The sequence below is a fragment of the Thermostichus sp. MS-CIW-36 genome (genome assembly GCF_054059035.1).
The window spans coordinates 15,063-36,011 of the sequence record NZ_JBSSBR010000023.1 but is presented as its reverse complement, the minus strand read 5'-3'; the positions used below and the strand labels follow the sequence as shown (position 1 = coordinate 36,011).

Here is a 20,949-nt window from a genome sequence, read left to right as displayed (position 1 = left end):
CTTTTTTGATGTTGCGCCCACAAGTTCTCTGGCGTTTTGCTCGACCCCACACCGTCTACGGCACCAGCGCCAGCGTGGTGGGCCTCTACCTGTTGGCGGGGTTTGTGGCTGCCGGATCCCTGCAACCGGTTCTCTCGGCGCTGCCCCAGTTGGTCTGGGCTTGGGCGGCCTGTTTGGCGGCCAATGTCTACATCGTCGGCTTGAATCAACTGACGGATGTTGAAATCGACCGCATCAACAAACCCCATTTGCCCTTAGCTGCTGGATCCCTGAGTTGGCGACAGGGGGTGGGGATCGTCGTGGGTTGTGGGGTGGCGTCCGTCCTGCTGGCCATGGCCGGGATCCCCTACCTGCTGCTGACGGTGCTTTTGAGCAATGGGATCGGCACGGCCTATTCGCTGCCCCCCTTGCGGTTGAAGCGTTTTCCGCTGGCGGCCTCGGCTTGCATCTACAGCGTGCGGGGTTTGATCGTCAATTTGGGCCTTTACAGCCATTTTCAGCAGGTGATGCAGGAAAGGGTCGAGCTTTCAGCCCCGATTGTTTGGCTGACGGGGTTTATGTCGATTTTTGGGCTGGTGATCGCCCTTTTCAAAGATATTCCCGACATGGAAGGGGATCGCCAGTTTGCCATTGCCACCTTCTCGCTGCGCTTTGGGCCAGAGCGGATCTCAAGGTTTTGTATCGGCATTTTGGCCTTGTGCTATCTGGGATTTATCGGGGTGGGGATCTCTTTTCTCCTTGCGGGCAACGGCCTCTGGCTGTTGGTGAGCCATGTGTTGGGGCTGGGGATCCTCTTGGGCTATGGTGTCCATCTGGATCTCAGCCGTCGGGAGGCGATTGTTGGCTATTATCAACTGATCTGGAAGTTGTTTTACTTGGAGTATTTGCTTTACCCTTGGGCCTTTTTCTCTTTTTTCTAGAGCATTTTCCTGGAGGTAACGATCTCCCCAAACTCAGACAGGAAAAAATCTAGAGATACCGCCTCATTTGCACCCGAAAGCGGCCTTTTTTTGTTTCGGCTACCTCTTCGATTTGCAGCCGACCACGACCGCGAATGGCAATCCAATCCTGAGGGCCAACGGTGTAGCTGGCTTGGGTAATGGGCTTCCAGTTGACCCGCACTTCCCCCCGTTGGATTTCTTCCACCATCTTGCTGCGGGAGATGCCAAACCCAGCTGAGGCTACCGCATCCAGGCGCAAAGAGGCTTCCACGCTGGTGATGGATTTGACGCGGGGGGGTTGAATGTTCAACTGGCTCAGGGGGATCCGGCTCACTTTGACAGGCACTGTGCGCACCTGTGTCAGGTTTAGGGTGAGGTAATCCACCATTTCGGGCACAACGATGGCCTGGGCGCCTGAGTCCCCCAGCAGGAGGATGTCTCCCACTTTCTCACGGGCGATGCCGGACGCCAACAGGGCTCCCAGAAAATCGCGGTGGGTGGCCGGGTCGAAGAGAAAGTTGCCTTGAATCTGAATGGCGGCCAATGGGATCCCTTCTGGGTCGGGCTTGGGATCCCGGACATCCAGACCCACCTCAGAGCGGGCCAGGGCTATGCGTTGGCGCTCTGCTTGGGGGTACCCTCCCCAGGCCCCCACTTGTAGTTCGGTCAAGTTGCGCAGCCGAGCTTGCACCTCCGCTATTTCCGGTGGGGAAAGGAAGCCGCTCCAGACCACTTGCCAGGTCTTGAGGGCTTGCTCTCCCAAATCCAAGACCCGTGCCAAGGTTTCTCGATGCTCTGCCCCTCGCAACAAATCGGCTCTGGGTAGCATTTTGAGGCGCTTCGACCTTTGTAGTTCAGTCCCGTTTTTCCCATGCTAAGCTAGATAGCCGGAATCGCGGCGGGCGTAGCCAAGCGGTTAAGGCAGAGGATTGTGGATCCTCCATTCGTGGGTTCGAGTCCCATCGTCCGCCCTTGAGGGAAATCGCGAAAATCCAGTCAGGGCAAGGGCTGCAGAGGCCAGTCCATCTATCTAGACCCTGACAAACGAAAACAGACAACACCCTATCTGGACGCAAAAATCGTGAAGGTATTCGTCAAGGTGATCTGGAGCACCTGCCTCTCCCTCTCAAAACAAGCTCTGCTGTGGTCTTTCAGGTTAGGGTGAGACACCTGGGCTACTGATCGCGCCAGCGGGACGGAGTCCTTGAAAAGCCTTCTGGCCCCATGCATTCAATGTCTTGGGTGTGGGTGCAGTGTCCTGGTTTGCATCGAAACTGCCTTACGGGTGAACTCACTAAAACTCCGTCCCGCCATTGTGAACACAGCTCAAGATTAGGGTTCCCACTTCGTCAATGACACCTGTCCAACCGGCTTCGATCACCGCAGTTGCCTCCGGCATCTCGACAATTGCCGGCCCGCGCAGTTGAAACCCCACATCCATGCGCTGCCGATCGTAAACCGGCACCAGGCGCATCCTGCCCCCAAACCATGCCTCTCGCCGACCCTTGAGGGGATCCCCTGGCAAAGGGTGGGGTGCAGTCAAAGGCACGGTGGGTAGGGCCTGCACTGCCTGTAGACGCAACTGAATTGCCTCCACCGGCTGGGCTGAATCTTGCCATCCATAGCGTTGTCGGTGGGCCTGGTGAAACTGCTGTTCCAGATGAGCAATCGGATCCGACAACCGCACTGGGATCCCCAACTCAAAAGACTGGCCGCGATAGCGCAAGTCCAAGCTGAAGTGCAGCGCCGGCTCCTGCAGATCGGCTTGGGCCTGGCGGATCAGGGGTTCTGCCCATTGGGCCAGCAGGGATCCCCCTGAATCGGACGCAAGCTGCCGCAGAGATTGGAGGATGGCCCGCCGATAGTCTCGCCGCAGATCTGCCAAAGCCATTCCCAGCGCCGAGAGCACCCCACAGGCAGCCGGGATCAAGATCGTGCGGATGCCCAGCTCTTCTGCCAAAGCACAGGCATGCATGGGCCCGGCTCCGCCGAAGGCCAGCAGGGCAAAATCGGCGGGATCCAAACCCCGCTCCACGCTGATCACCCGCAAGGCCCGCGACATGGCGACGTTGGCCAAGGTGCGAATGCCAACGGCAGTTTCCTGCAAGCTCAAACCCAAGGGATCCGCCAGCGTGGCAATAGCCTGTTCCGCCAGCTCTCGCCGTAGCTGCACCGAGTCGCCCAGCCGCCCGCCATCCGGCAGGTACCCCAGCCAGAGGTTGGCATCGGTAACCGTCGGAGCCCTTCCCCCCCGACCGTAGCAGGCCGGCCCAGGGTCGGATCCGGCACTCTCTGGCCCCACCTGGAGCCCACCGCCGGGCAGCAAATAGGCCAGGGATCCGCCGCCGGCACTGACGGTGTGGATGTCAATTTGGGGCTGTTGCACGGGCAAGCCGCACACCACCGCTGCGGGAGTAACCTGGGGGATCCCATCTTGGATCAAGGCCACATCTGTGCTGGTTCCCCCCATATCGAAGCTGAGCAAGTGGGGGTATCCACTCAGCCGACCCAGATAGGCCGCCCCGTAAACTCCGCCTGCCGGCCCTGAGAGCAAAGCCACCGAAGCATGGGCCGCCGCCTGAGGGATGGAGGTCACCCCGCCGGAAGACTGCATGATCAAGGGCTGGGGGATCCCTCGCTCCCGACATCCTTGGGCCAAGCGGTGCAGGTAGCCCGCCAGTGCCGGGCTGAGGTAGGCATCGATGGCGGTGGTGCTGAAGCGCTCGTATTCGCGGAACTCCGGCGCCACCTCGCAAGACAGGGAAAGGTGCAGATCGGGAAAAGCCTGCCGCAAGGCCGTCCCCAGCCGCTGTTCGTGCTCCGGGTAGAGAAAAGAAAACAAAAACCCCACCCCAATAGCGCGGATCCCATCCCGCTGCACTCGTTCCCCCACCTCCTGCACCACCCGCCGGATTTCGGCATCGGTGAGCGGATCCAACACTCCACCCACGCTGCAGCGCTCCTTCACCTCCAGGCAATGGTGGCGGGGCACCACCGGCTCCGGCTTGGGCTGTGTCAGGTCATACAGAGAGGGGCGGTTTTGACGGGCAATGGCCAGCACATCCCGAAAGCCCGCCGTGGTCAAAAACAGGGTGGGGGATCCCTTGCGCTCCAGCAGCGCGTTGGTGGCCACCGTCATGCCATGGCAGAACAGGTCAACCCGGAGCTCTCCTTGGAGCGCCCCCAGCTTGTCCAGCGCCGCAAAGACTCCCTCCTCAGGGCTGGGGGTAGACAGCACCTTCGCCGTCTGCATCTGGCCATCCTGCAAGAGCACCAGATCAGTAAAGGTGCCCCCCACATCGATCCCCAGGCGGGCCAAGCTGCGGCTTGCTTCCGTCTGATCCAGATTGGCCGGATCGAGGTTGCTACCCAACGCTGATGCGACCATGGCTTCCATCGTGCATTTCTTTTGCCTTCTTCTGGGGCCAGCCCTTGGTCGGACTATGGCTATGACGCCTGGCTTTTGTAACGGCAGAGACAGGCTGACCGGCGCCCCTTCGTGTAGCGAGTGTAGCTCAGCAACTTCTGTCTTTTTTGGAGTTTGGAATAGTCACCACCTCTAGCTCGGAAGTCCATCGTTGCCTTTCACCAGCCCTGCCCGAACGGCATCCAAGAACTGGCGGGCAGTGCGACCGGAAAAGCCGTTTTGCTGTTGGGCCCAGATCAGGGCCTGGCGGCGCAGGACATCCAAAGATTGGGTGAAACCCAGCCGCTGGGCCAAGTGTTCTACGGTTGCCAGGTAATCTCCCTGGGTGAAGGGGGTGAAGGTGAGGGTGAGGCCGAAGCGATCCCGCAGCGACAGCTTTTCCTGGACCGTATCCCAGGCGTGGACTTCTTGATCTTGGGGATTGGGACGGTCGCCAAAAAACTCGCGGATGAGATGGCGGCGGTTGCTGGTGGCATAAAGGCGCACGTTGGGGGGCGGCGCAACGAGATCCCCCTCCAGGAGCACCTTGAGCTGCTTGAACTCGGTTTCCTCTGCCTCAAAGGAGAGATCGTCCACAAACAAGATGAAAGGCAACACCTGCGCCCGCAGCTCTGCCAAAATCTCCGGCAACTGAACCAAGTCAGTTCGTCGCAGCTCCAATAGGCGCAACCCCTGCGGGCCGTAGCGGCGCAACAAGGCCTTCACCAGGGAAGACTTGCCCGTACCCCGCGCCCCGTAGAGCAACACATGCAAAGCCGGATCCCCCCGCAGCAGGGCTTCGGTGTTGGCCGCCAACTGCTGTTTCTGCCGTTCGTAGCCGTAGATCTCCTCCCAGTCAGACAGATCGGGAGCAGGGATCCCTTCTAGCCCTGCTGGCCCCCAGCGAAAGGCCCAGTAGCGAGCACAGATTCCCACCCCTTCTCGGCGATAGTGGGCAATCAAGTCCTCCAGGCTCAGGCCCCAATCGGCAAAAGGGCGGGGATCCCAGCCAGCGCTATCGGTTTCCCCATCGGGCCAGGGGATCCCCAACCCCAACGCCTGCATCTGCTCGGCAATGGTCTCCTGACTGTCCGCTAGGGTTTGCAGACAGCGCAGGTCGTGGCGGGCCGCCTGCATAAGAGGCTCTGGGATCCCTTGGGATCGCAGCGCCGCGCGGGAAAAGGGGTTATCTGCCCAGCCAATCTCCCGGATCAGCCACTCCCGCCAGCTCAGGCCCTGCCGGGCCAAAAGCTCAAACCAGCGCCCGTAGGCCGCCCAGCAAGGCAAGGGATCCCCACTCATCAACTGCTGGATTAGCTCCTGCCAGGCTAGGGCTAGGGGGTGGGTGCAGATGTCCCGGAATACCAGCAGCTTGGCCGCTGCTTCTGCTGCTTCTTGGAGGGGGGTCATCGCTTGAAGCCGCTCTAACTTGGCGTTGCTTATCCGCTCCCTAGGGGAGGAGACTGGGGGTAGTTGCGTTAACAACACGGAGCGCTTGAGTTACCTGGCATTGTCCCGCCGGCCCAGTTCATAGAGGCCTCCGCCGACGCAGGCGATCAGGCCGCAGGAGACGGCCCAGCTTTTGCCCAAGGAGATCTCCGTCAGGGCTACCACCAAGCCTGCTGCCAGCAAAAAGGGAAGGGTGCTCAGCAAGGAAGCCAAAGCTCCACTGGGATCCCATAGCAATTGCTTTTCCCAGCTCTCCTGCAGCTTTTGATGCAGCGGCGAAAACCCCCACATTAGCCCTAAGCCCCACAGAGCCGTGGCGGCCCATAAAGAGGGGCGAAGCATCTCCCAGCCCACAAGTCCAACCCCAACGGGATTCACCGGTCAACTCCCAACCCTGCCTTTCTAGGCTAGCGGGATTGGGCCCAATCGGTGGCGGTAATGGTGGTGCCAGGAAATTGAATGGGGTTGCCCAAGCTCTGGATTTGGGCCTGGAGAGCCGGCAACAGCCGCAAATCCAAAAGCGGCTCCTCCACGATCTCCGCCGGGATCAGATCCCGTTCTAGGGCAAAGTGGGCCGTGTGGCCGGCGGCGGTGCCAATGGCCCATTCCACCGGATGCACCCGGTAGGAGGCACTGGCAATGCGGCTGGTGGCGATATTTTTGTTGCCGGCTAGCAGATTGTCAATGCGCTGGGGGATCAGAGCCCGCAGGGGGATCTGGTAAGGGTAGCTGGGGGCCTGCGCGTCTTTGTTGTTGCTGGGGGGCAGGGAAAAACCCGGCAGCAGGCAATCGTGAAAGTCGATGGGGTACTGGCCCACCCCCACCGAGTCGTAGAAGATGAAGGGCCGCCCGCGGTTTAGCTCCGATTCCCGTGTGGTGATGTCCGACTCGTAGATGGTAAATCCTTCTGGGTAGGAGAGGCTGGGCCGACCAATGATGCGCCGCGACTCGCGGATATAAGGGTACTTGGAGAGGCCGCTGGCAGTTCCCATGGGGGTATTGGGCCCCCGTAGGTAGGCATAGCGCAAGTAGAAGTCTTTTTGAAAGTTGGGATCCTCCTGTTGCAGGAGAAAATCCGTCCTTCCCGCCACCAGCCAGTAGAAAAAGCCCTTAGCATGCTGCTCAGCTCGCCGCAGGGCTTCCACCCGCAGGCCCCCCATCCAGCCGCCCGGCTGCAGTTGGCCTGAGGCCTGCAGTTGCTCGTGGGTAAGGATGAGGTTCATCTCCGGGCCGGTGATGCGCCAGTCGTTGCCCCAAGTCCAGTTTTGCATTGACTGATCCCCCACCCGAATGGCCTCTTCCCCAAAGCCGAACACCTGCCCCCGGATGCGGCGGTAGGTGAAGATCAGCGCAAAGTTGAAGCGAGGGTGTTCGTAACTGTAGTAGGGGCCGTGCAGGGGATCGTTGTAGAACTCCGGCTTGACCGGCACCTGCGGCACGGGGAAGCGCTCCATGACAAAGGTGTAGGTGAAGCCCTGGGTACAGTAGGGATCCACATAGGGCTTGGAGCTGGGTTCCCAGCGGCTTTGGCCATCAGTTCCCAGGCGGTAGGGCACCCGCGCCAAGGGCAGCAGCTCGCCGGTTTCAGTAGCGTCGATCACCACCCAGGGCAGGGTTTTCCCCTGGCGTTCTGGCGGCGGCTCAAAGCGCAGGATCTCCTTGTCCCAGTCGTCGGTGGGTTCTAGACGATAAAAATCGAGAAAGTAGCTGGAGAGATCCCCTCGATTCTCTGGCTGGACGCCGGCGTGTTTGGGGATGTTGCGGATGGCCTGCACGCTGCGGATTTGGTAATCCGCAATCTCCAAGTCTTTGACCACCGTCTCCGTAAATAGCCGCAACTGCCCCGACTGCAGATAGGGATCCAACATCTCCCGAATCACCTGGTGGCCCACCTGAGGGGAAAAGCAGAGCACGCTCACCCAGCATTTGCCCGGATTGGGATCCCCGCCGTATTTTTCCCGTACCCGCCGGCGAAACTCGCTGTAGCCCCTAGGGAAGATGTCGTTTTCTCGCTGCAGGGGTCGCTCGTCCAAAGCCGAGACCCCCTGGGCGCTCACCTGCCCCCCGATCCAATCGCTGATCTCCGTCATGCACACCTGCCGGCCCAGTTGCAGCGCGTCATAGGCCGCTGCCACCCCCCCCAGCCCACCCCCCGCGATGAAAATCTCACAGGGGATCCGGGTTTCCGGCAGGGGCGCCGTCGAGGGTTGGGCCAGGCCCGCTCCCGCCCCGAGGATCCCTACTCCCAACGCCACACCGCTCCACCCCAGAAGGTTGACCTGAAGTTTCATCGAATGACCTCTCCACACCCACGCTACAGCTTGGCCTTTTGGACTTTCCCGCAACCTCTATCATGGGAGAAAGCCTTGGGGATGCTCATGCCGGATTCCACCTTTGTCATCACCACCCCCATCTACTACGTCAACGCCGCTCCCCACATCGGCAGCGCCTACACCACCCTGGTGGCGGATGCCATTGCCCGTTACCATCGCCTGCGGGGCAAGGATGTGCTGATGGTGACGGGAACTGACGAGCACGGCCAGAAGATCCAGCGCACCGCCGAAGAGCGCGGCATTCCCCCTCAGCAGCACTGTGACGAGATTGCGGCTCAGTTTGCCCAGCTTTGGCAGTTGCTAGACATCCGCTACGACCGCTTTATCCGCACCACCAACCCTCGCCACAAAGCCATTGTGCGGGAGTTTTTTCAGCGGGTTTGGGATCAGGGGGATATTTTCGTTGGGCGGCAGCAGGGGTGGTACTGCGTTGCCTGCGAAGAGTTTAAAGATGAGGCGGAGCTGCTAGAAGGTGGGTTTTGCCCTCTGCACCCCACCAAGAAAGTGGAGTGGAAAGATGAAGAAAACTACTTTTTTCGCCTCTCCCGCTACCAGGAAAAGCTGGAAGCCCTCTATGCCGAGCAGCCGGAGTTTATCCAACCAGAAAGCCGCCGCAATGAGGTGATTAACTTTGTCAAGCAGGGCCTGCGGGACTTTTCCATCTCTCGCCCCAGCGTCTCCTGGGGGATCCCCTTCCCGGCAGATCCCGGCCAAACCCTTTATGTTTGGTTTGATGCCCTCATCAACTACATCAGTGCTGCTTTGGATCCTGACGACGAGCCCACCTTGGCAAATGCCCTACGCCGCTACTGGCCTGCGGATGTCCACCTGGTGGGCAAGGATATTGTCCGCTTCCACGCCATTTACTGGCCGGCCATGCTCATGTCCGCAGGTCTGCCCCTGCCCAAGCAGGTGTTTGGCCACGGCTTTCTCACCAAGGATGGCCTCAAGATGAGCAAAAGCCTGGGGAACACGGTGGATCCCTTTGAGCTGGTGCGCCAGTACGGCGCCGATGCCGTGCGCTACTACTTTCTGACGGAAATCGAGCTGGGCAAGGATGGCGATTTCAGCGAGGGCCGCTTCGTTGACGTGCTCAACGCCGATCTGGCCAACGATCTGGGCAATCTGCTCAACCGCACCCTCACCATGCTCAAGAAATATCAACCGGACTACCGCATTCCCGCAGTTGGGATCCCTGCAGATCACCCCCTCAAAACCTTGGCCGAGACCCTTGCCCCTCTGGTGGCCGCGGCCTACGAGGGGATGGATCCCAGCTCTGCTGCCCGCAAAGCCCTCAGCTTGGCCCAGGCCAGCAACAAATACCTTGATGAGCAGGCTCCTTGGACGCTGCACAAACAAGGGCAGGGGGAACGGGTGGCCCAGATCCTCTATGCCGTTCTGGAAAGCGTGCGCTGGGTGGCAGTGCTGCTCTCGCCCCTCATTCCCGCTCTCAGCCTCAAGATCCTGCAGCAACTGGGGTTCTCCCTCACCGACATCACGCAACTGCGCTGGGATCCCGATGCGACTTGGGGTCAGCTTCCCCCTGGGCAAGAACCCCAGCCCCCCACGCCCGTCTTTCAGAGAATCCTGAGGAGCGCCTAAGAATTGGCAGGATCCGGTCGGGAAGATTGGGCAGCGGCTTGGGATCCCTCTGGTGTGGCTCCGCCGGCAAAAGGGCGGTCACCTCCCAGGGGAAGTGTTGATGAAGCAGCGGAGAAAGAACGGTTGGATGGGTCGGATGGGCGCAGCCGCGGGTTGTGAATCGTGCCAGTGGTGGGGGGCACTTCGCCGGACAGCGTCTGCCAGGCTGCCCGTACCCCTGCCCAAAGGCTGCGGATATTGACTTGGGCGCCCTGGGCTTGGGTGCGTGCTCCTTCGATGGAGCGGTTGACCTGCTTCACCACTTGCCCAGCCCCTTTCACCCCTTCGTCGAGGCTGTCGGCAATCTCGCTCACTTCCAGGCTGGTCAGGCGCAGGGCCTCCAGCGTGGGCGGCAATTCCCGCAGCAGCGTGTCGAAAAAGCGCTCCACGCTCTGGGCAGCTCGACCCAGTTGAATGACGGCAGGTAGTAGGGTCAGGATCACTGCCAAAATGCCCACTGCTACCAGGCCTACCGAGAGGCCGAGCCAAAAGACCGGGTCGTTCATCCCGCCGCCTCCTCCCCATCCCGAGCTTCTAGGTCAGCTTCTTCCCCGCCAAAGGGACGCGAGTTCTGGGCTTGGAGCAGCTCCCTTCGCTTCTGCAACATGGCTTCTTTGCCCACCGCCACTGCCTGCTGCAGCCGCAGCAGAGCCTCATCCAAACTGCGTTGGGCAGCGTCGAACAACTTTTCCGATTGATATTGCAGACTGCTGGTCACATCTTCTGCTACCTCTGGCAGGGCCTCTGCCGATTTCTTCAGCAGTCGCCGCGTTTCCCGTCCGCTGCGGGGAGCCAAGAGCAGGCCAATGGCGGTGCCCACAGCAGTTCCCAGCAACAGCCCACCGATAAACGCACCAGTCCGGTTTTCAGCCATGCTTTGCCAGAGTTGAGTTGGATACGGGTGGCCCCGAAACTAGACTACCTCAAGATCTCTCTAGATCTCTGGGCTCTCTGCTTTCGCCGACCGCCCCTAGAGAATCCGCAGGGGATCCACATCCAGGCTGACGCGGATCCCTTGGGGGGGATGGCCAATTGCGGCCTGGATCTGGGCAGCCAGCTTCGGGCGATCCCAATCTTGGTCGGGCAGTTGCTTCAGCAGGATCTGCCAGCGGTAGCGTCCGGCAACCCGCTCCACCTGAGCTGGCCCCGGCCCCAACACCTCTGCTGGGATCCCCTGTAGGCGTTCGGCCACCCGATGGCAGTAGCGCTCCAGGGCTTCCAGGCGGGTGCTGCTCAAGCGGATCAAAATCAAGGCTCGATGGGGAGGATAGCCCCCCTCTCGCCGTTGTTGCAGTTCTGCCTGCAAGAAGCCCTCGTAATTTTGGGCCAGCACCGCCCTCAAAATCGGGTGCTCCGGCAGATAGGTCTGGATAATCGCCTGTCCTGGCAGGGATCCCCGGCCCGAGCGCCCTGCCACCTGGGTGAGCAGTTGAAAGCTGCGCTCGCCGGCGCGATAGTCGGCTTGGTGCAACAGCCCATCGGCGGCCATCACGCCCACCAAGGTCACCTGGGGTATGTCCAGCCCTTTGGTGAGCATTTGCGTGCCCACCAGCACCTGGGCCTTGCCGCTGCGAAACTGCTCCAGCAAATCGCGATGGGATCCCTTGCGGCGGGTGGCGTCGCTGTCGTAGCGCAAAATCGAGAGCTGGGGCCAATGCTGGTGCAGCACTTCCACCACTTTTTGGGTGCCGGTGCCGAAGTGCTTCAGGTAGGGGGATCCACAGGCGGGGCAGCGCTGCGGATGGGGTTGGCGGGCGCCGCAGTAGTGGCAGCGCAGTTCTTGTCCGCCAAGATGGGCCAGGTGAAAGGTGAGAGAAACATCACAGTGCTCGCAGGTGAGGACGAACCCGCAGCTCCGGCACAAGACGAAGGTGCTGTGGCCGCGGCGGGGGACAAAGAGAATGGCCTGTTCCCCTCTGTCCAGCGTCTGCTGCAGGGCCTGGTGTAGACGGCGGCTGAGGATGCTGCGGTTGCCGGCTTGGAGCTCCTGGCGCATGTCCACCAGCTCCAGTTGGGGCAGGGTGGCCGGGATCCCAGCTTGGGGGATGCGCTGCGGCAGGGCCAGCCGGATCCACCGCTGCGGATCCTGCAGATGGGCGGCATAGGTTTCCACCGCTGGGGTTGCACTGCCCAGGACCAGGGGACAACCGGCCAGCTCGGCCCGCCACTCGGCCACCTGACGGGCGTGGTAGCAGGGCTGGGGCTGATCCTGCTTGAAGCTGTCGTCGTGCTCTTCGTCCAAGACGATCAGGCCCAGCTTGGACAAGGGGGCAAACACCGCCGAGCGGGTGCCGATCACCACTTGGGGGGTGGAGGACAGCATCTGCCGCCAGGTGTCGTAGCGCTCGCCTTCCGAGAGGCCGCTGTGGTAGGCCCACACCTGGGATCCCAGCCGCGCCCGAAACCGATCCATCAGTTGCGGGGTAAGGCCGATCTCGGGCACCAGCACCAGCGCCGACTGCCCTTGCTGCAGCACCTGGGCGATTACCTGCAGGTACACCTCTGTTTTCCCAGAACCGGTGACCCCGTGCAGCAAAAACCGCTGGAACCGGCCCAAAGCTTGCCGGATCGCCTCTACCGCCTGGGCCTGGGCTGCGGTCAAGGGCTTGGGCGGATCCCGCCACCCCGGCAGGCTGGCATCTCCCAGCCGCAGCAGTGGGCGCTCGTAGAGGTGGACACGGCCTTTGCGGGCCAACCCCTGCAGAACCGCTCGGCTCACTCCTGCCAGGCGCTCCCACTCGGCGAGCAGCAGCTCTCCCCCCTTCTGCTTGAGGATCTGCAGCGCCTTCTGCTGAGGGAGGCTCAGCCCCTCTGGGGAGTCGTCGGCCAGACTGGCGGCCAGCTGGGTTTTCACCCTGCCCCCCTGTTGCTCCTGCCAAAAGCTCTCCACCCAACCCCGTCGCTGCAGTTCCCGCAGGGCGAGGGCGGCAGTGGGCACCTGCTGTTGCACATAGCGCCAAGACAGCTCTCCCCCTTTGGCCTGAAGCAGCTGCAGCAGGGTTTGGGCAGCCGGCGAACATTCCTCCCCTTCGGCAGGGAGCCTGAGCAAGCGGACACGCCGCTGAGAACGGCTGAGCAAGCCGGGGGGCAATACCGTGCGCACCACCTGGGCCAGAGGGGTGAGGTAATAGTCGGCCACCCGCTGCAGCAGGGGCCAGAATTCTTTGGGCAGGATCCCTTTGGCCACCACCGCCTCGATCTCCCGCACCGACTGCGGATCCACCCCTGCCGGCAGCTCGGAGCGCCAACCCAAGGCCACTGCCCCCGCCATTTGCTGACCAAAGGGTACGCTGAGCAGGTCGCCCGCTTCTGGCGCGGATCCCTCTGGCACACGATAGGTAAAGCAACCCCCCAAATGGGGATGATCCACCCACACTTCCAGCCAGCGGGGAGGAACAGGCTGCAACACGGGATCCCTCACGGACGGGGCAGAAACCTCGGCAGATCGACCGCCCGCTTGCTTGCCCGAGACGGTAGAGGTTGGGCCAGGGGCTGAATTGTAGGCTTGGCAGCAGGGGTTGGAGACAGAGCCTGGCCAAGGGACTCTGTTCGCGTGAGGGCGCTGGAGGTATCGGCCCGAGGTGGGACATCCAAGCCTTTGCGTTCCAAAGCCGCCTTCAAGCTCAGCACATGCATCTGCTGCTGCTCGTATTTTTCTCGGAGAGAGCGGTTTTCTTCCCACAGAGCAGCACGCTCCCCTTGCAGGGCTTTGATCTGCTCTGCTTGCTTCTCCAGTTGCGTGGACAAGGTTGCAATTTCTTCTTGCAGATGGAGAATGGTTGCCTGCGCAGAGCGCAACTGTGGCTGCCAGTCGGGTTGGGCGGCCAACTGCTCCAAGGCAGCCTGCAACTGCCGCTCCATGGCGGAGAGATGCTGCTGGGCTTGGGCATACTGTTCCTGGAGATGGCGGTGCTCTTGCTGCCAACGGGCAACTTCTGCTTGGGCTTGGGAGAGGGCCACTTGCAGCGCTTCGGCCTGGGCTTGCCACTGCTGTTGAAGCTGCTGCTGCTCCCGGGATCCCTGGCGCAGATGCTCCTGCTGAGCTTGCAAAGCCGCCAATTGAGCTTGGGCTTCGGCCAGGGCTGCTTCCAACTCCTGCCGCTGTTCCCGCCAGCGCTGCTCGGCCTCGGCTTCTGTCTCGGCATAGCCTGCCAAACGGGCCTCGAGGTGTTCCCGTTGCTCCTGCCAGGCTGCCTGTTGGTCGCTGTACAAAGCCCGCAGGCTGCTCAGCTCCGCTTGAGTTTCGGCAATTTGAGTGCGGGCCAGAGAAAGCTCTGCCTTAAAGCGTTGCAGCATTTCCACCCGCTTTTCCGCCACATCCTGGGCTTCCAGTAGAGAGGCCTGCAGCTCCTGCTGGCGCTGTTCCCATTGACGGCGCTCCTGAGCGTGGGCCAAGCGTAGCTGCTCAATCTGCTCCTGCAGGGCCTCGATATCTTGCCGCTGCCGTTCATTTAGGCGTTGCCGAGCCGCCAGTTGAGCTTCCTGCTCCGAGATCTGCACTTTCTGAGCCGCCAAAGTCTGCTGCAACTGTTGCAAGAGATGCTCCCGCTCCTGCAGCGCCTTCTCTTGTTCGGCCACCTTCTGGTGCAAAGCCTGCAGTTGTTCCTGAAGAACTCGCCGCTCTTGGAGCTCGGCTTCGGCTTTGAGCAGACGGCTCTCCAAGGGCTGTTGCTGCCTCAGGGCCAAATGGCGCTCCGTGCTGGGATCCGGTTCCGTTCGCGCAAGTGGGACAGAGTCCTTGGCTGACCAGCCCGCTTGGGCCTCTGGAAGGATGGGATCCGAGTCACCTGAAGAGGGAGCACGCATAGATTGAAGGAGAGATGAAGAAGCGGGAGCAAATGATAAAGTTCCCTGCAGTATAGAGAGATTTTTGGGCGGGTTCAAGCCAGAAGGGTGATCTTGTAAAATCTCCTGCTGCTCCGCACGGCGCGGAGTGCTATCGGCCTGTTTTGGCCGCGCTCTTGCTTCTGAGGTTCCCAAATCCCCGGACTGGGCAGAAGGGCTTGGCTTACTTTTTTTCGGCCGCGAGGCCCGCTCCCGACCGGAAGAGGTCTCCCCTTGCTTGGGCGTGCTCTGAGAGTCTGCCACCTTGCCCCCTTTCATCGCCCACAACACCCACCCCCGCCATCACGGACAGATGGCCCCACCATTCTAAACTGAGTCTAAATCTAAATCGACTCGGTCTCAATCCAAGCGTCTCTGCTGAGTGTAGAGGAGTCCCGCCCGTGCTCGGAGCTCCTGGCAGACGCAGGTCGGCCTCATCGTTGCAGGGGCAAATGCGAGGACTCGCTTCCACTGGCCCGAACAGGGCAGCCAGCGAGCCTGCGGAAAACCGTCTTATCTTTGTCCTTTCTTTTGCGATACTGCTAGGGGTGATGTTGAGAATGACAGCACGATGGCGATGCAAAATGGAGCCAGGGATCCGCTTCAACTTCCTCAACAGCAGACGGGCTCGGCGGGATCCCAGTTGAACCTTGCCTGTTCTGCCCCCTGTGGCCTACTGTTGAGCCTGCTCTGGGTTGTCCCTGTTCTTGCTCAGCCGGAATCTCCCAGCTCTGCTGCCTTTGCTCTGCCCAACAGCCGCGAAATCCTCACCCCCCCACCCCCCCCCACCCTATCGATTCCCTCCAACCCTGCTGACCCTACCCCTGCGGCTGACCTGGCTTTGCAGGGGGCTTCCAAGGCTGAAGAATTGGTGGTGCCCCAATCCCCCTTGCAGGTGCGCATTGAGCGCAGGGAGGGCCTGTCTTTGGAAGAAGCTCTGGAGATCGCCGTTGCCCAGAACCCGGCTGTGCAGCAGGCCAGACTGGCCGTCGAGCGGGCCGAGGCCGGGGTAGCCCTGGCTCAAGCTGCCTTTGCTCCCACCCTCTCCAGCCGTGCCAACTACCAGTACAGTGAGGCTCCCTCTCCTGGTGGTGGGCCAAGGCGCGAATCCCACACCCTCTCGGCCAGTGTGGTGCGGGTGGAGTATACCGCTTTTGACAGTGGCCTCAGGGAGCAAAACCTGAAGCTGGCCCAGGAAGCTCTGCGCATCGCCCAACTGCAACTGGAGCAAACGCTGCAGACGGTCAAACAAGCTGTGGCCAACGCCTACTACGATCTGCAAAGCGCGGACGCCAGGGTCGCCATCAGCCAAGCTGCCGTTGAAAGCTCTGAAGCTACTCTGCGGGATGCTCAAGCTCGAGAACGGGCCGGGCTGGGTACCCGCTTTGAGATTCTCCAGGCAGAGACGGAATTGGCCAACAATCGACAAACCTTGCTGGTGGCCCAGAACACCCAGCAACTGAATCGCCGCCGCCTGGCCGAACTGCTGAATTTTCCCAGCCCCACCGACGTGTTGGCCAGCGACCGCATCGAGCCGATGGGAGAGTGGGATCTCAGCCTGGAAGAGACCATCATTGCTGCCTTTGCCCAACGACAGGAATTGGAGCGCCGACGCCGAGAATTGGAGCAGGCCCAAAGCCGTGTGCGCCTAGCACAGGCCCGCAATGGCCCCCGAATTGGCTTATTCGCCAGCCTCGATGCCGTTAACGATTTCAACGCCAGCCGCGATAGCTTTGATGTTGGCTATTCGGTCGGAGCCAATTTCAGCTTGACTTGGTTCGATGGGGGAGAAGCGGCTGCCCAAGCCCGCCAAGCTCAGATCGACGGGCAGGTGGCCGTGAGCGATTTCGTCGGCACCCGCAACGAAATCCAGCGGGGGGTGGAAGAAGCCTTTCTGACCCTCAGCTCCAGCCGTGAACAGATCGACTCGGCCAAAGTGGCAATTGCCTCGGCAGAAGAGAGCCTGCGCTTGGCCCGGCTGCGTTTGCAAGCAGGGGTGGGCACCCAAACCGAGGTGATCAATGCTGAAGCTGCTCTCACCACTGCCCGTGGCAACCTTTCCAATGCTGTAATCGCCTACAATCGCGCCTTGGTGCAACTGAAACGGGCCATTGGCAGCCTTTGACCTTGAGCCTTTCTCCCTCACTCCCAGCCCTTCTTCCAAAAGGAGAGGGGTGCTATGGATACCGCGACGAAACAGTTCTATTCCAAGCTGGAAGTATAGTTGCTTCAGGTTAGGCTGAGACAGCCAGGCTATTGAGAGAAACCTTCTGGCCCTCTGCATTATTGCTCCGCAACGCTGACGCGACCGACATTTTAGTTGTGGGTGCAGTGTCCTGGTTTGAATCGAAATGACTATGACCCCAGCGCTGCGCATTGCCAACGCGAGCAAGAAAGAGGGGGAACTCTGTGAAGACTATGAAAAAGCAAACCGTGAAAAATCCCCTGCCTTCGGGTGTGGGGAGAACGTCAAACCGCCCCCCCTGCAATTTGTAATGGCCACAAAAGGGGATCCCTAGAGCTTGCGGGAATAGAACTCGACCACCAAAAGCTCGTTGACCGGGGCGCAAATTTGCTCGCGGGGGGGCAATTCCTTGATGCGTCCGCGCAGCTTTTCTTTGTCAAACTCCAGGTAGTCTGGCAAGAACAATCCCGGATACTCCGCGTAGGCGGCCACCAGCTTGCGGGAAGATTCCTTGTTTTTTACCGTAATCACATCCCCCACTTTGCAGCCATAGCTGGGAATGGTTACCTTTTGGCCGTTAACCTCTATGTGGCCGTGGCTCACGAGCTGCCGAGCTGCCGGAATGGTTGGAGCCATGCCAAGACGAAATACGATGCAATCCAACCGCATTTCCAGCATTTGCAGCAAGGCCAAACCGGTGGATCCCTTGGAGCGCCGTGCCTTGCGCATGTAGCGGATCATCTGCCGCTCGCTCAGCCCGTAGTTGAAGCGCACCTTCTGCTTTTCTTCCAGGCGAATGGCATATTCGGATTTTTTCTTGCGCTCGGCCCCGTGCATACCGGGTGGATTGGTATTTTTGGGGCGCTTGCGCGTCAAACCGGGCAGATCAAGTCCCCCGAAGCGACGAATGATTTTTAGGCGGGGACCTGTGTAGCGGGACATGCGGGCATTTCTCCAAAATCAGCAAACAAACTCTGCAAGAGATGGTCAGCTAGGGAGCAAGAGTACAAACCACCAAAAGAATCGGCGATCTACTATATTAAGCGTTTGATCCCTACTTTGGGCAAGGGGGCAAGGCTGTCTTTTGGGATCCCGTCTCCACCGTTCTAACTGTCTTGTCAGTCGTAGTGAACCCCCATTTGGGTGCGGATGAAGGCGCGATCTTCGCTGAGCAGGCCGTTGAGGGTGCGCCGTTCCCCCAAGATGGGATCCGGATCCAGGCCGATGGCTTCCAAGTCGGCCAGCACCATCAGCTCCACCAATTGCGGGAAGCTTACTTTGGGTTCCCACCCCAGGACTCGCTTGGCTTTTGAAGCATCCCCCAACAGCAGATCCACCTCGGTTGGGCGGTAGTAGCGGGGGTCGATCTCGATCAACACTTGGTCTTTGTACAGCCCCTGTTCGGCTTGGCCGGAGCCTTTCCAGGTAATCGGCAGGCCCACCAGCGCGAAGGCCCGTTCCACAAACTCACGCACGGTGTGGGTTTCCCCAGTAGCCAGCACATAGTCATCCGGCTGGGGTTGTTGGAGCATCATCCACATCCCCTCGACGTAGTCTTTGGCGTAGCCCCAGTCCCGCTTGGCATCCAGGTTGCCCAGGTACAGCTTGCTTTGCTTGCCGGCAACGATGCGGCTGACGGCGCGGGTGATCTTGCGGGTTACAAAGGTTTCCCCTCGCCGTGGGCTTTCGTGGTTAAACAAGATACCGTTGCAGGCGAAGAGGTTGTAGGCTTCGCGGTAGTTGACCGTCTGCCAGTAGCCGTACACCTTGGCACAGGCATAGGGGCTGCGCGGGTAGAAGGGGGTGGTCTCCTTTTGCGGGATCTCCTGCACCAGGCCGAACATCTCCGAGGAGCCTGCCTGGTAAAACTTCACCCGGATCCCGGTGCGCTGCTGATAGTCGCGGATGGCCTCTAGGAGACGCAGGGTACCCATGGCCACTGCATCAACAGTGTATTCCGGCGCATCAAAGCTCACCCGCACGTGGGATTGGGCCCCCAGGTTGTACACTTCCGTCGGCTGCACCTGTTCCAGGATCCTGCGCAGGGTGGTGCCATCCGTGAGATCCCCGTAGTGAAGGAATAGCCTAGCCTGGGGGTCATGGGCATCCACGTAGATGTGGTCGATGCGGTCGGTGTTGAAGGTGCTGGCGCGGCGGATGATGCCGTGAACTTCGTAGTTTTTCTGCAACAACAGCTCGGCCAGGTAAGAGCCATCCTGTCCGGTGATGCCGGTAATTAGGGCACGTTGGGTCATAGAGTTGGGGGCAAAGATCGGGAAAAATGAAGAACCAAGTGGCTCAAGGCTCAAGTCCAATGGCAAACCTCAAAGCGGAGACCTTGAAGCGAGAACATTATAGTGCAGCAGGACTGATACATTTACGCTGAACTTTCCTGTTCGCTTGCGTGGCGTAGCCACACATTGCTGCCCAGAGAAGCAGCGATAGCATCCTGCTCAGTACTGAACAGAATGGCGGTATCCCGCAAAGCCCTGAGGAATACCCCCAGAGCGCCTTGCCAATCCCGTGGTAGCTTGTGGTTGCATTCGGGACAGACAAACACCTTCGCACCCCCTAACTGGGTGTGGATATGCCCACACCTCGTACAGGTCTTGCTGGTGTACGCCTCTGACACATCCACCACCACGTTCTTCTTCCTGGCTTGGAACTTCAGGAACTGCTTGAACCGATAGTGCGCCCAGGTCAGCATCGCCCTAGCCGTCTTGCTACCAAACTTTCTTCCCGCCTTGGCAACCATCTGGGCCGACTCGAAGGTGGGCAGAAATATCAAGCGGTAGTGATCGGTCAGGAACGCTGCTACCTTGCGATGGCACTCGTCCACTAGGTTGTGTTGATCTTTTATTTGAGCCAAAAGAGAGCACTGACGAGATAGAGAAAACTCAAGAAGTTTCTTGCCAACTTGTCAAAACGAGAAAATAGATGCCGGTACTGCTTCAACTTATGAAAAAAAGCATTCGGTTAAATGCCTTTCTTTATATAAATGCTTGTCATAATACCGCTGCGTCTTTCTATTCCTTTTAGGCGGAATAACCGCTTGAGCTTCCCCTATCTTCTCAATCAACTTATCGGCATCATATCCTTTATCCCCAATTACTTTGGTATCCTCTCTCTGCCAGCCCTCTATCAATTCTTCCCCTTGAGTAATATCGTTCCTTTCTCCGCCAGTTATCCTCAATTCCAGCGGATTTCCCAACCCATCTACACTCACATGAATCTTGGTGCTGTATCCGCCTCGGCTTCTCCCCAAAGCTTGCTCCCCTTTTTTCCGGCAGCACAGGAGTGCGCTCGAACCATGGTTGAATCAATAATGAGATGCTCTAAATCAGGGTCGTCAATAAAATACTTGAACATCCGTTCCCACACTCCAAAACGACTCCACCGGTGGAATCTTTGATAGATGGTGTACCATTTGCCATATCCTTCTGGGAGGTAGCGCCAAGGAGCACCGGAACGGGCTATCCAAAGAACTGCTTCAATAAACTGTTTGCAGTTTGCTTCTTTCCCAATGTTAACTCTCTCTTCTGTCTGTAAAAAAGCCAATATCTTCTGCCATTTGTTTTCATCTAAAAAACCAACTTCATCCTCTTTCCTCCATAAATTATTCTCTCTATCTCAACATAAGATCAACACGACCTAGGACATTGAACCCACAACCAGAACCTTGAATACAGAAGGCCAGAAGGTTTTTCTCAGTAGCCCGTCTGTCTCAGCCTAAACTGAAACAACTATATCGCCACATGAGGCTTCGGCAAATGCGCTAGTGGAGCGGAGTCCTTTCGCCTACAGGTCTAGAGGCTTGTTTTGGCCGGAGCTGGGCTGCTCGCCATCCATTCTTCTCCTGAGTGGAAGGCGATTGGAGAACACCTCATGCTAGGCATTGCTAACGCGAACTGGCATTCCACTCATGGTGAAAGACGCCCGGCCTGTCGATGCGCTCAAAGGTGTGGGCCCCGAAGAAGTCCCGCTGGGCTTGGGTGAGGTTCTGGGGCAGGTTGGCGGTACGGTAGCTGTCGTAGTAGGCCAAGGAAGCGCTGATGGCCGGGAAAGTGCTCCGCACCACTGACGCGAACGGGATTCCCAAGGCAGCCGCTGTGGACACCACCCGCCGCCAGGATCCCTGCCGTTCCTGGAGGGCCTGCTTAAACTCCTCAT

15 protein-coding genes, 1 tRNA gene and 3 pseudogenes are annotated in these 20,949 nt (G+C 59.7%); 5 read left to right on the top strand and 14 right to left on the bottom strand.

Annotated elements, in window-relative coordinates; all coding sequences use genetic code 11:
• Positions 1-8: 8 nt before the first annotated feature.
• A complete protein-coding gene (locus ACVWVQ_RS10420; protein WP_457508336.1) occupies positions 9-920 on the top strand; it encodes a homogentisate phytyltransferase in 912 nt (303 codons plus the stop codon).
• A 49-nt stretch (positions 921-969) separates the two neighbouring features.
• Here ACVWVQ_RS10420 and ACVWVQ_RS10415 read toward each other — a convergent pair whose 3' ends face one another.
• Entirely contained in the window at positions 970-1,770 is an 801-nt protein-coding gene (locus ACVWVQ_RS10415) for a photosystem II S4 domain protein (RefSeq protein WP_457508334.1), read from the bottom strand.
• A 69-nt stretch (positions 1,771-1,839) separates the two neighbouring features.
• On the opposite strand from ACVWVQ_RS10415, the gene ACVWVQ_RS10410 reads away from it, so the two are divergent.
• A tRNA-His gene (locus tag ACVWVQ_RS10410) sits at positions 1,840-1,912 on the top strand.
• Positions 1,913-2,235: 323 nt separating this feature from the next.
• Here the strand turns inward: ACVWVQ_RS10410 and ACVWVQ_RS10405 are convergent.
• From ACVWVQ_RS10405 to ACVWVQ_RS10390, 4 genes are all read right to left on the bottom strand, one after another.
• A complete protein-coding gene (locus ACVWVQ_RS10405) occupies positions 2,236-4,338 on the bottom strand; it encodes a hydantoinase/oxoprolinase family protein (protein ID WP_457508332.1) in 2,103 nt (700 codons plus the stop codon).
• Between the two features lie 162 nt (positions 4,339-4,500).
• A complete protein-coding gene (locus tag ACVWVQ_RS10400; protein WP_457508330.1) occupies positions 4,501-5,757 on the bottom strand; it encodes an ATP-binding protein in 1,257 nt (418 codons plus the stop codon).
• 90 nt (positions 5,758-5,847) lie between these two features.
• Positions 5,848-6,138 (bottom strand): hypothetical protein, encoded by a 291-nt coding sequence (locus ACVWVQ_RS10395; protein ID WP_011433810.1) that lies wholly within the window; start codon positions 6,136-6,138, stop codon positions 5,848-5,850.
• Positions 6,139-6,203: 65 nt separating this feature from the next.
• Positions 6,204-8,087, bottom strand: coding sequence for an FAD-dependent oxidoreductase (locus ACVWVQ_RS10390; RefSeq protein WP_457508328.1), 1,884 nt, complete (start codon positions 8,085-8,087; stop codon positions 6,204-6,206).
• 87 nt (positions 8,088-8,174) lie between these two features.
• On the opposite strand from ACVWVQ_RS10390, the gene metG reads away from it, so the two are divergent.
• A complete protein-coding gene (gene metG / locus ACVWVQ_RS10385) occupies positions 8,175-9,731 on the top strand; it encodes a methionine--tRNA ligase (protein ID WP_457508347.1) in 1,557 nt (518 codons plus the stop codon).
• Here the strand turns inward: metG and ACVWVQ_RS10380 are convergent.
• From ACVWVQ_RS10380 to ACVWVQ_RS10365, 4 genes are all read right to left on the bottom strand, one after another.
• Positions 9,728-10,276: a hypothetical protein gene (locus ACVWVQ_RS10380; RefSeq protein ID WP_457508326.1), complete on the bottom strand. Its 549-nt coding sequence runs from the start codon at positions 10,274-10,276 to the stop codon at positions 9,728-9,730. The genes metG and ACVWVQ_RS10380 overlap by 4 nt on opposite strands.
• Positions 10,273-10,644 carry a YtxH domain-containing protein gene (locus ACVWVQ_RS10375; protein WP_011433806.1) on the bottom strand — a complete coding sequence of 124 codons (372 nt, stop codon included), beginning with the start codon at positions 10,642-10,644 and terminating at the stop codon, positions 10,273-10,275. The genes ACVWVQ_RS10380 and ACVWVQ_RS10375 overlap by 4 nt, the downstream gene beginning before the upstream one ends.
• A gap of 96 nt (positions 10,645-10,740) precedes the next feature.
• Positions 10,741-13,179 (bottom strand): primosomal protein N', encoded by a 2,439-nt coding sequence (gene priA / locus ACVWVQ_RS10370; protein ID WP_457508324.1) that lies wholly within the window; start codon positions 13,177-13,179, stop codon positions 10,741-10,743.
• A gap of 8 nt (positions 13,180-13,187) precedes the next feature.
• The gene (locus tag ACVWVQ_RS10365) at positions 13,188-14,576 is read right to left on the bottom strand and encodes a hypothetical protein (RefSeq protein WP_457508323.1); all 1,389 of its coding nucleotides are present in this window, start codon (positions 14,574-14,576) and stop codon (positions 13,188-13,190) included.
• Positions 14,577-15,165: 589 nt separating this feature from the next.
• On the opposite strand from ACVWVQ_RS10365, the gene ACVWVQ_RS10360 reads away from it, so the two are divergent.
• Positions 15,166-16,719, top strand: a complete 1,554-nt coding sequence (locus ACVWVQ_RS10360; protein WP_457508321.1) for a TolC family protein — start codon at positions 15,166-15,168, stop codon at positions 16,717-16,719.
• A 226-nt stretch (positions 16,720-16,945) separates the two neighbouring features.
• A complete protein-coding gene (locus ACVWVQ_RS10355) occupies positions 16,946-17,113 on the top strand; it encodes a hypothetical protein (protein WP_414357357.1) in 168 nt (55 codons plus the stop codon).
• Here ACVWVQ_RS10355 and rpsD read toward each other — a convergent pair.
• From rpsD to ACVWVQ_RS10330, 5 genes and pseudogenes are all read right to left on the bottom strand, one after another.
• Positions 17,110-17,721 carry a 30S ribosomal protein S4 gene (rpsD, locus tag ACVWVQ_RS10350; protein ID WP_011432724.1) on the bottom strand — a complete coding sequence of 204 codons (612 nt, stop codon included), beginning with the start codon at positions 17,719-17,721 and terminating at the stop codon, positions 17,110-17,112. The genes ACVWVQ_RS10355 and rpsD overlap by 4 nt on opposite strands.
• 176 nt (positions 17,722-17,897) lie before the next feature.
• On the bottom strand, positions 17,898-19,034 hold the full coding sequence (gene gmd / locus ACVWVQ_RS10345) for a GDP-mannose 4,6-dehydratase (RefSeq protein ID WP_414357356.1): 1,137 nt from the start codon (positions 19,032-19,034) through the stop codon (positions 17,898-17,900).
• Between the two features lie 122 nt (positions 19,035-19,156).
• Positions 19,157-19,624: pseudogene (locus ACVWVQ_RS10340) on the bottom strand (zinc ribbon domain-containing protein); the annotation flags it as partial.
• 11 nt (positions 19,625-19,635) lie between these two features.
• A pseudogene (locus tag ACVWVQ_RS10335) lies at positions 19,636-20,367 on the bottom strand (IS5 family transposase); the annotation flags it as partial.
• 310 nt (positions 20,368-20,677) lie between these two features.
• Positions 20,678-20,944, bottom strand: a pseudogene (locus tag ACVWVQ_RS10330) (NADP-dependent phosphogluconate dehydrogenase); the annotation flags it as partial.
• Positions 20,945-20,949: the final 5 nt, after the last annotated feature.